Origin of the sequence: Shewanella sp. 10N.286.51.B2, from assembly GCF_041469265.1 — a bacterium.
In the GTDB taxonomy this organism is placed as follows: Bacteria; Pseudomonadota; Gammaproteobacteria; order Enterobacterales; family Shewanellaceae; genus Shewanella.
The window spans coordinates 1-10523 of sequence record NZ_JBFRKH010000082.1 but is presented as its reverse complement, the minus strand read 5'-3'; the positions used below and the strand labels follow the sequence as shown (position 1 = coordinate 10523).

Here is a 10523-nt window from a genome sequence, read left to right as displayed (position 1 = left end):
AGGTAGAGGTAGAGGTAGAGTACAGCAATAAAGCCCTGGTTGATGTGGTCAAGTAAATATAAAAAAATCCCAACAACTAACGTCATTGGGATATTTATTATTGCAGACTTGCCAGAAGCAAGCGCCCTATCAGGCAAAGGCTATTTTCTGATGAAATATAACGCGCCAATACTAAAGAGTAGTGGTGGCATACCTGCACCTATATAGGCGGGTAAGCCATAAACAATACTCATAGGGCCAAATATCTCACTACAAATATAAAAGCTAAACCCAGCGACCACGCCAAGCAAGACTCTTGCGCCCATTGTCACGGTTCTTAAGGGGCCAAATACAAATGACAGTGCCACTAAAATCATCACTGCTACAGTAATTGGCTGCATAATTTTACGCCACAAAGCCAGCTCATAACGACTCGGATCTTGCTGATTAGCTTCAAGGTAATCTAAATAACCCACTAGACCTTGAATGCTTAACGCTTCAGGTTTTACTGACACCACACTTAATTTATCAGGGGTTAAGGTAGAGTTCCAAATTCTCTCTTCTTGGTATTCGAAGCTAATCTTGTTATCAGTAACTATGGTATTTTTAACATCAAATAAGCGCCATACATCATTAGAAAATTTAGCGCTTTGAGCCTGAGTCATGGTGGTTAACTCTAACTGATCATTAAACTTATAAAAGGTCACTTTATTTAAGGTGTTTATGGTTTCAACTTCACCAATATTGACAAATAAGTCACCGTCTCTTGCCCACACGCCTCGATGAGATTTGATCAGGCTACCACCAGAAACTTTGGTTGCTTGTAGCTCTTTGGCCGTTCTTTCTGCAACAGGTGCACCCCACTCGCCTAAGGCCATTACAATGATCATCAATGGAATGGCAGTTTTCATCGCTGAAATCGTAATTTGCAACCGAGACATACCGGACGCCTGCATTACTACTAATTCAGAGTTCGATGCCAACATTCCCATACCAATCAGCGCCCCAAGTAATACTGCAATGGGGAAAAACAACTCAATATCACGGGGGATTAAGTAAATAACATAGATAATCGCATCAAACATAGTGTAAGCACCGCGGCCAACTACACGTAGCTGATCAACCCACTTAATGATGCCCGACAAGCCAGTTAAAATAAGTAAACATAACGCCGATGTGCCAATAATCACTCGGGCAATATAGAGATCGAGTATCTTCATACTGCCACCTTCTTACGTTTAAGTAATTGCAGTAACTTAGCACCACTTGGACGCTCTTTACCCAGTAAGAGTATACCGATAATAAATGCTGAGCCATGGATCCACCACATGCCTAATACTTGTGGGATGACTTCATCCTCAAGCGCTTTACGGCCGGCAACCATTAAGCCGAAATAGCCTAAATAAAGTAAAATCGCTGGGAACATTTTGGCAAACTTACCTTGCCTTACATTCACCCGAGCCAGTGGCACTGCAATTAAGGTCATGAGTGGAATCGCTAAAGGCAGCGCTAAACGCCAATGGAATTCTGCTGCTGCTTCAGGGCCTGGCGTAGCAAGTAACTGATCAACCGGTAAAGCTGAAAGCTTACGACGACGTTCATCCACTTCTTGCTCTTTAATTTCCATCTTATAACCACCAAACTCAATCATTTGATAGTCAAGATTATTCGGGCTACCTTGATAACGGGTACCATTATCAAGTTGTAATTGCTGGCTACCAAACTTATCTTCCACTACGCGGCCATTTTCTGAAACCACAATATTAGTTAAGCCTTTTTCGTCTTCAGGATCAGGTAACTGAGCCACAAACACTTTTTGTAATTCGTTAGATTTAGTGATTTTTTCAACAAACAACACAGCTCGGCCATTAGGGCTAGCTTGAAAGCGGCCTTGGGTAATTGCTGCTAAACCGGCTTCTGACTGTGCCTGTTCTAGCACTTGATTTTGTCTTTCTTCCGCCCATGGACCTACATAAACCGATAAAATACCAGTAAACACTAAATTTGCTACCGCCAAAAGCAAGGTCACACGGGTGACATACCACTCACTGATCCCGACGCCATGAAGCACCACCATTTCATTTTCGGCATACATTCGCCCATGGGCGAGCAATATCCCTAAGAAAAAGCTCAGCGGCAACACCAAAACGGTTAATTGCGGTAAATTTAGCCCCAATAACGTCAGCACTAAAGACGCAGGGAAATCACCATCAGAGGCATCTCCCAGTACTCGCACAAATTGCTGGCTAATAAAAATAGTTAACAGCACCAAAAGTATCGCAAATTGGGCTTTTAAAACTTCAACGATCAAGTATCTAAATACAATCACAGGTAGGATCCACAGTCTAAAACTTGTCTTTTTGCTGGTATCAGAGTAACTTCACTATTAAATGTCTGCTTTTAGCAGTTATTGATAGTTTTCTGACCAGCGCGTGAGCTTCTTTAAGTGTAATTCATTTAGCTGATATAGCAGAAAATTACCAAGGATTTATTTCCTTAAAGGTTTGTAAATATGGCCTAACAGGCCGAATTAAAACATTATCTAATAAATATAAAAATTTGTCTTTAATAATCTAGGAGTGCTCATGGAGTTTAGCGTAAAGAGCGGCAGCCCCGAGAAACAACGTTCAGCTTGTATCGTTGTCGGTGTATACGAACCACGTCGTTTGTCAGGTATCGCAGAGCAGTTGGATAAAATCAGTGAAGGTTACATCAGTAACTTGCTTCGACGCGGTGATTTAGAAGGCAAACCTGGACAGATGTTATTATTGCATCATGTTCCCAATGTGCTCAGTGAGCGTGTTTTGTTAGTCGGTTGTGGCAAAGAGCGTGAACTTGATGAGCGCCAATACAAACAAATTATCACAAAGACTATCAATACCTTAAATGAAACGGGTTCAATGGAAGCAGTTTGCTTCTTAACTGAATTACACGTTAAAGGCCGCGATACTTATTGGAAAGTACGCCAAGCAGTTGAAACCACTTATAACAGTTTATATAGCTTTGATGCTCTGAAAACCCGTAAAGGCGAAACCCGTCGTCCGTTACGTAAAATGGTATTCAATGTCCCGACTCGTCGCGAGTTAACTCTTGGTGAACGCGCTATCGACCATGGAATGGCAGTATCATCAGGTATGCACTTATGCCGTGATGTTGCCAACATGCCGCCAAACATTTGTAACCCTGCATACTTAGCCTCTCAAGCACGTCAAATTGCTGAAGTTCATGACAGCCTTACGGTTTCAACTGTGGGCGAAGAGCAAATGGCAAAACTCGGTATGCATTCATACCTTGCTGTAGGGCGTGCTAGTGCCAATGAATCTATCATGACAGTAATGGAATATAAGGGTGCAGTTGATGAGACTCAAAAGCCAATCGTCCTTGTTGGTAAAGGCCTTACCTTCGATTCTGGTGGTATTTCATTAAAGCCGGGCGAGGCCATGGATGAGATGAAATACGACATGGGCGGCGCTGCCGGTGTTATTGGCGCCATGAAAGCCTTATGTGAAATGAAGCTGCCAATTAACGTTATCGGTATTCTTGCAGGTTGTGAAAACATGGTTGCGGGTAATGCTTATCGCCCTGGTGACATCTTAACCACTATGTCAGGTCAAACTGTTGAAGTGCTTAATACTGATGCCGAAGGCCGCTTAGTATTATGTGACGTGCTGACTTATGTTGAGCGTTTTGACCCAGAATTAGTGATTGATACTGCCACATTAACTGGTGCTTGTGTCATTGCTCTGGGCAAACATGCTTCAGGTTTATTCTCATCTCATAATCCACTTGCCCATGAAATACTCAATGCCGGTGAGCAATCAGGTGATCGCGCATGGCGCATGCCGATTTGGGATGAGTATCAAGAAATGCTTGAAAGCCCGTTTGCTGATATGACTAACCTAGGTGGTCGTCCAGCAGGGTCAATCACTGCAGCTTGTTTCTTAGCGCGCTTTGCTAAAAAATATAACTGGGCACATCTTGATGTTGCCGGTACAGCTTGGAACAGTGGCGCTAATAAAGGCTCTACAGGTCGTCCAGTACCAATATTAAGCCAGTTCTTATTGAACCGCGCAGGAGTTGAGCAAGGCGAGTAATTGACTTTTGTTGCAAATAGTTTGTTGCTAATAGTTTACTGTAAATAACAGGCAGTAACCTAATAAAAGGCGAAGTAGTTACTTCGCCTTTTTTATCCCTCTTGTTCGAAGGTTTACATATTTTAAAACCGCAAAAACAGCTCCCTTTGAGTAGCAAGCAAACCGATAAGCCTGACAAATAAATGCGAACACAAGGATTGCTAAAATTTCAGCAGATTTCTATTCAATTAAGCAAAATTAACTCTCCTGCACCCTAGCCCCAATCGATGCTTTTAGTGTAAAATTCGCCTTTACTTCATCAAAATTTAAAATAATGTCAAAGACTCTGTTTTACTTAATGCCAGCAATCAATACCCAAGCCAGTGCGCTTGAAAGCGTATACCTTGCAGCATGTCAGATTGCAGAACGGCATTATCGCCAGCAGCAGCTTGTTTATATTCACTGTCAGAATAAGCAACAAGCCTATGCCATTGATGAATTATTATGGCAATTTGAGCCAACAGCATTTGTTCCCCACAATTTAAAAGGGGAAGGACCGATAACAGGTTCACCTGTCGAGATTGGTTTTGATAAATTAGGCGCCAATAAAAGTCGCCAATTACTGATAAACCTTGCAGACCAAGTGCCAGCATTTGCGGTTAACTTTCCGCATATTATCGATTTTGTTGCTAATGATGATGCGCTTAAACAGATTGCCCGTATTCGCTACCGTGAATACAAGCAATTGGGCATTGAGCTTACTACCACTGAGTTCACTGGCGTTTAAGTCAGTTGATTCGTTAACAATACCAACTATTAATTTAGATTGAGAAAACAAAAATCCCATGGAAAAAACATATAATCCGCAGTCAATTGAGCAATCTCTATACCAAAATTGGGAAGAGCAAGGCTACTTCAAACCACATGGCGATGAGTCAAAAGGTAACTATTGCATCATGATCCCGCCACCAAATGTGACGGGTAGTTTGCACATGGGTCATGCATTCCAAGACACCATCATGGATACGTTGACTCGCTACCAGCGCATGAAGGGCAAAAACACCCTTTGGCAAGTGGGTACCGATCACGCAGGCATTGCAACCCAAATGCTGGTTGAGCGTAAAGTCTTTGCAGAAGAAGGTTTAGGTCGTCACGACCTAGGCCGTGATAACTTTATCGAGCGCATCTGGGATTGGAAAAATGAATCAGGTGGCACCATCACCAAACAGCTACGTCGTTTAGGCGCTTCTGTTGATTGGGATCGTGAACGTTTCACAATGGACGAAGGTATGTCTGAAGCCGTACAAGAAGTATTTGTACGCTTATATGATGACGAGTTGATTTATCGTGGTAAACGCTTAGTCAACTGGGATCCAAAACTGCACACTGCTATTTCAGATCTCGAAGTAGAAAACAAAGAAAAGCAAGGTAGCATGTGGCATTTCCGCTACCCGTTAGCTGATGGCGCATTGACAGCCGACGGTAAAGACTACTTAGAAGTTGCCACCACGCGTCCTGAAACCATGCTAGGTGATAGTGCCGTTGCGGTTCATCCAGATGATGAGCGTTATCAATCACTTATTGGTAAGTTCATTCTTCTGCCAATCGTTAACCGTCGTATTCCTGTTGTGGCAGATGACTATGTTGACATGGAGTTTGGTACCGGCTGTGTGAAAATCACTCCAGCTCATGACTTTAACGATTATGAAGTCGGTAAGCGTCACGCCCTACCTATGTTCAACATCTTAACCATCAATGCTGACATTCGTAGCGCTGCAGAAGTGGTAAATACTGATGGCACCGCAAACACCGAATTAGATAACAGCTTACCTGAGCGTTATGCCGGTCTTGAGCGCTTTGCTGCACGTAAAGCCATTGTTGAAGAGTTCGACACCTTAGGTTTATTAGGCAAAATTGATCCTCACGGATTAAAAGTGCCATACGGCGACCGCTCTGGCGTGGTTATTGAGCCACTACTTACCGACCAATGGTATGTGTCAGTTGCGCCTATGGCTAAAACAGCCATGGAAGCGGTTGATAACGGCGACATCAAGTTTGTGCCACAGCAATACGAGAACATGTACAACTCTTGGATGCGCGACATTCAAGATTGGTGTATCTCACGTCAGCTTTGGTGGGGACATCGTATCCCAGCTTGGTATGACGAAAGTGGCAAAGTCTATGTGGGTCGTGACGAAACAGAAGTTCGCACTAAACATAAGCTAGATGACTCGGTTGTTTTACGTCAAGATAACGATGTATTAGATACCTGGTTCAGCTCAGCGTTATGGACATTCTCAACACTTGGCTGGCCAAAAAATACTGAAGAATTGAAAGCTTTCCACCCAACTGACGTGTTGGTCACAGGTTTTGATATTATCTTCTTCTGGGTGGCGCGCATGATCATGATGACCATGCATTTCATCAAAGATGAAAACGGCAAGCCACAAGTGCCTTTCAAAACGGTATATGTCACTGGACTTATCCGTGATGAAGCCGGTAATAAGATGTCCAAATCTAAAGGTAACGTATTAGATCCTTTAGACATGATTGACGGTATCGATCTTGAATCACTTGTTGAAAAACGTACCGGCAATATGATGCAGCCCAAAATGGCCGCTAAAATTGAAAAAAGCACTCGTAAAGAATTCAGTGAAGGTATTGAAGCACATGGCACCGATGCACTGCGCTTTACTTTAGCTTCAATGGCATCAACCGGTCGTGACATTAACTGGGACATGAAACGCCTTGATGGTTACCGCAGCTTCTGTAACAAGATCTGGAACGCATCACGTTACGTGTTGATGAACACTGAAGTGCAAACTGAAGATGCAGCAGACGATGCTATCGGCGAAGCATTAGATTGCGGCCAAATCTTGGTTGATGGCAAGCCAGGAGCAATGGAATTGTCGCTAGCTGATCGCTGGATTATCGGTCTGTTTAACGAAACCGTTAAAACCTACGATGAGCACATGGCCAATTACCGTTTCGACTTAGCGGCTAATACTATTTATGAGTTCACCTGGAACCAATTCTGTGACTGGTACCTAGAGCTCACTAAGCCGGTAATGCAAAACGGCACCGATGCACAACTGCGTGGCACACGTCATACGCTGGTTAATGTACTTGAGCAAATGCAGCGCCTAATGCACCCAATGATGCCTTACCTCACTGAAACTATCTGGCAGCGCGTTAAGCCGCTAGCAGGTGTTGAAGGTGATACCTTAATGATTGCGCAATTCCCTGAGTATGACGCAACTAAGGTAGACGCGCAGGCAATGGAAGATCTTGAGTGGGTTAAGCAAGTCATTACTGCTGTGCGTAACATTCGCGCTGAACTAAACATTGCCCCATCTAAGCCACTTAACGCCCTACTTCGCGGCGTGAGTGAGCAAGATAAGGCACGTTTAGAGGCTAATCAAACTTTCTTCAAGACACTAGCTAAGCTTGAGTCTATGACAATTCTTGCTGATGGTGAAACTGCCCCAATGTCGACTACCCAACTTGTCGGTGACATGGAGCTATTAATCCCAATGGCAGGGTTGATTGATGTGGCTAAAGAAGTAGCCCGTATCGACAAGCTACTTGAAAAAGCAGCTGGCGAGTTCAAGCGCATTGAAGGCAAGTTATCTAACCAAGGCTTTGTGGCTAAAGCCCCTGCCGCCGTGATTGAAAAAGAACGTGCTAAGCAAGCTGAATATCAACGTGATATGGATAAGCTTGCAGAGCAAAAAGCAGAACTTGCTAAGCTAGAAGGCTAAGTAACAAAGCTTGGTTTATTTGCCATCTCGCTAAATAAACCCAAACGAAAAAGGCTATCAAGGTATTTGATAGCCTTTTTTAATGGCTAAAATTAACCCAAGCGATGAAAAGTATGATTGTTGAGCAGTTACAATAGATTGTAAAAACTTATCTCCATTAAGTTAATTACAACGCCACTGGCGGCTTATTCAGGCAAATAACACCTAAAAAAATGGTCAAAATGGCTTAGATACTGTATAAGCTTCGCCTCTAGATATTTTTCATCCATTTTAAGAGTCTTGAAGCTTTAGCTTATAATCACTTATCAACCTTAAGTTAGCTTCAAATGCCTTGGTTTACCACCTTGGTTCAAATACTCGACATTTAAAACGATAGGCAGGCACAACACATGTCAGATAAATTCTTTTTCAAAGGCCGTCAAACGCCAAAACCTGCCTATGGCGAAAGTGGTTACAACACCAAACGCCAAGCTAAACCTGGCACTGCAGCGCTTCCTTTACAGTTATCAGTTCAAACTGATAAGCGTAAGCTTGAAGTTGAAGCATTAGTTGCAGAGAGCAAACTAGTCGCAACTATTACTGTTAACAGTGACGTCGCTGAAGATATATTTGAACTTCTGGGTATTTTAAACAAGCCAACGGCAGTCACCGCAGAAGCCAAAATTAACCGTAATGACCCTTGTACTTGTGGTAGCGGTAAGAAATATAAAAAGTGCTGTGGCTAAGTCCTTTAAGTGACATCAGATTAATTAAAGCGAGCGATTAGCTCGCTTTTTTGTATAAAAAATCCCCCTCCGAAACGCAATTATCACATTCCTGCTCAGTAACTTTGGTAAATTTGGTTAATTTAGGTAAAGTGTCTGCCGACCTATTGTTAATAATAATAATCATAAGGGTGATTTATGAGTGAAAGTTCACACTCAGGCAACGACCTAAGAGAAGTGAAACAGCTGGGCATGTGGGCATCTATTGCCAGCTTAAGTTATATATTTTGGATTGTCGGCGGCATGGAGCTGGTGGAACGTATTGCCTACTATGGGGTAAAAGCCAGTGCCGGTTTATATGCTAAAACACCAACCTCGGAAGGCGGGCTGGGTATTAGCCTTAGTGATTACGGTGTCATTATTGCCATTTGGGCATTTATGCAAACCTTCATTCCAGTATTTACTGGCGGGATATCTGATCGCGTAGGCTACAAAGAAACCATCTTTGCCTCAACAGTAATCAAGATCATGGGTTACTTGGTGATGGCGATGTTTCCAAGCTTTTATGGCTTCTTGATTGGTGCAATATTATTGGCCGCAGGGACAGGGATCTTTAAACCCGGTATTCAAGGCACCTTAGTGCTTTCAACCGGACGGCAAAACACCTCAATGGCGTGGGGCATATTCTATCAAGTGGTCAATATTGGTGGCTTCCTTGGGCCTTTAGTGGCTGTACATATGCGTCAGTTATCATGGGATAATGTGTTTTACGCTTGTGCTGCCATCATCTCTTTTAACTTCCTATTTTTACTAGCTTATAAAGAACCAGGTAAAGAAGAGCGACTTGAGCGGGCCCGCAAAGTCAAATCAGGCGAAATTAAACAAGAAGCATTATGGCGTGATGCGCTTCATGAGCTTAAAAAGCCCGTTGTTATCTATTACATGTTGGTATTTGCTGGTTTCTGGTTCTTATTTAATGCCTTATTTGATGTATTACCTATTCATATTGCTGAATGGGTTGATACCAGCGTGATTGTCACCTCTCTATTTGGCCCTGAAGGCACCTCTAACGGCTTTTTCCAGTTTTGGTTAGGCCTAGATAATACTGGTACTAAGGTGATGCCTGAAGGCATGCTCAACCTCAATGCTGGTATGATCATGACCAGTTGTTTCTTGGTTGCTGCACTTACCGCTAAGTATCGTATTACCACTGCCATGTTAGGTGGTTGTTTACTGAGTATTTTGGCATTCGTGCTCATTGGCGCAACCAATGCTGCATGGATGATTGTACTGGCTATTGCAATGTTCTCATTCGGCGAAATGATGATTAGCCCGAAGAAAAATGAGTTTATGGGCAATATTGCCCCTGAAGGTAAAAAAGCCATGTACTTAGGCTTTGTGATGTTACCTCAAGGGATAGGCTGGACTCTGGAAGGCTACTTTGGGCCTAAACTGTATGAGATGTATGCCTCAAAAGAGATTTTCTCACTGCAGCTTCTTGCAGAGCGTGGCATGAGTCAAACAGATGTTGATGCAATCCCCCAAGGCGAAGCATTTTCAACCTTAGTGACTTATACCGGTGAGCCTGCACAGCAGCTAACAACGCTGCTGTATAACACCCACAGTATCGGCAACGCTTGGTATATTATCGCTGCGGTAGGAACAATTTCGGCAGTAGGAATTTATCTTTACGGTAAGTGGTTGTTTAAACTGCAACAGAGCTAAAGTAAATTACACTGGCTTGCCAGCACAGTAGCTAACAACGATGCTAAAAACTATGGCGTATAACAGCCACAGTATCGGCAAAGCTGGGGACATCATCGCCGCTGTGGGACGATTTCGGCAGTAGGGATTTATCTTTACGGTAAGTGGTTGTTTAAACTGCAACAGAGCTAAAATAAATTACGCTGGCTTGCCAGCACAGTAGCTAACAACGATGCTAAAAAACTATGGCGTATAACAGCCACAGTATCGGCAAAGCTTGGTACATCATCGCCGCTGTGGGA

7 protein-coding genes are annotated in these 10523 nt (G+C 43.1%); 5 read left to right on the top strand and 2 right to left on the bottom strand.

What is annotated here, in order from left to right; translation table 11 throughout:
* Window positions 1-140: 140 nt before the first annotated feature.
* Window positions 141-1199 carry an LPS export ABC transporter permease LptG gene (gene lptG, locus AB4140_RS18770; protein ID WP_102438797.1) on the bottom strand — a complete coding sequence of 353 codons (1059 nt, stop codon included), beginning with the start codon at window positions 1197-1199 and terminating at the stop codon, window positions 141-143.
* Entirely contained in the window at window positions 1196-2308 is a 1113-nt protein-coding gene (gene lptF / locus AB4140_RS18765; protein WP_102438799.1) for an LPS export ABC transporter permease LptF, read from the bottom strand. Before lptF ends, lptG begins: the two co-directional genes overlap by 4 nt.
* A gap of 256 nt (window positions 2309-2564) precedes the next feature.
* Here lptF and pepA point away from each other — a divergent pair, with 256 nt between their 5' ends.
* The 5 genes from pepA to AB4140_RS18740 all read left to right on the top strand — a co-directional run bounded on the left by pepA (window position 2565) and on the right by AB4140_RS18740 (window position 10242).
* On the top strand, window positions 2565-4073 hold the full coding sequence (gene pepA / locus AB4140_RS18760) for a leucyl aminopeptidase (protein ID WP_102438801.1): 1509 nt from the start codon (window positions 2565-2567) through the stop codon (window positions 4071-4073).
* A gap of 313 nt (window positions 4074-4386) precedes the next feature.
* Window positions 4387-4839, top strand: coding sequence for a DNA polymerase III subunit chi (locus AB4140_RS18755; protein ID WP_102438803.1), 453 nt, complete (start codon window positions 4387-4389; stop codon window positions 4837-4839).
* 58 nt (window positions 4840-4897) lie between these two features.
* Window positions 4898-7813, top strand: coding sequence for a valine--tRNA ligase (locus AB4140_RS18750; RefSeq protein WP_102475554.1), 2916 nt, complete (start codon window positions 4898-4900; stop codon window positions 7811-7813).
* Between the two features lie 389 nt (window positions 7814-8202).
* On the top strand, window positions 8203-8538 hold the full coding sequence (locus AB4140_RS18745) for a PBPRA1643 family SWIM/SEC-C metal-binding motif protein (RefSeq protein WP_102438807.1): 336 nt from the start codon (window positions 8203-8205) through the stop codon (window positions 8536-8538).
* A gap of 177 nt (window positions 8539-8715) precedes the next feature.
* A complete protein-coding gene (locus AB4140_RS18740) occupies window positions 8716-10242 on the top strand; it encodes an MFS transporter (protein WP_102438809.1) in 1527 nt (508 codons plus the stop codon).
* The last annotated feature ends 281 nt before the right edge of the window (window positions 10243-10523 follow it).

Bases quoted from the DNA above. Each gene is read 5' to 3' on its own strand.
- AB4140_RS18750 (WP_102475554.1), top strand. From the start codon at position 4,898: ATGGAAAAAACATATAATCCGCAGTCAATTGAGCAATCTCTATACCAA.
- AB4140_RS18755 (WP_102438803.1), top strand. From the start codon at position 4,387: ATGTCAAAGACTCTGTTTTACTTAATGCCAGCAATCAATACCCAAGCC.
- pepA (WP_102438801.1), top strand. From the start codon at position 2,565: ATGGAGTTTAGCGTAAAGAGCGGCAGCCCCGAGAAACAACGTTCAGCT.
- lptG (WP_102438797.1), bottom strand. From the start codon at position 1,199: ATGAAGATACTCGATCTCTATATTGCCCGAGTGATTATTGGCACATCG.
- AB4140_RS18740 (WP_102438809.1), top strand. From the start codon at position 8,716: ATGAGTGAAAGTTCACACTCAGGCAACGACCTAAGAGAAGTGAAACAG.
- AB4140_RS18745 (WP_102438807.1), top strand. From the start codon at position 8,203: ATGTCAGATAAATTCTTTTTCAAAGGCCGTCAAACGCCAAAACCTGCC.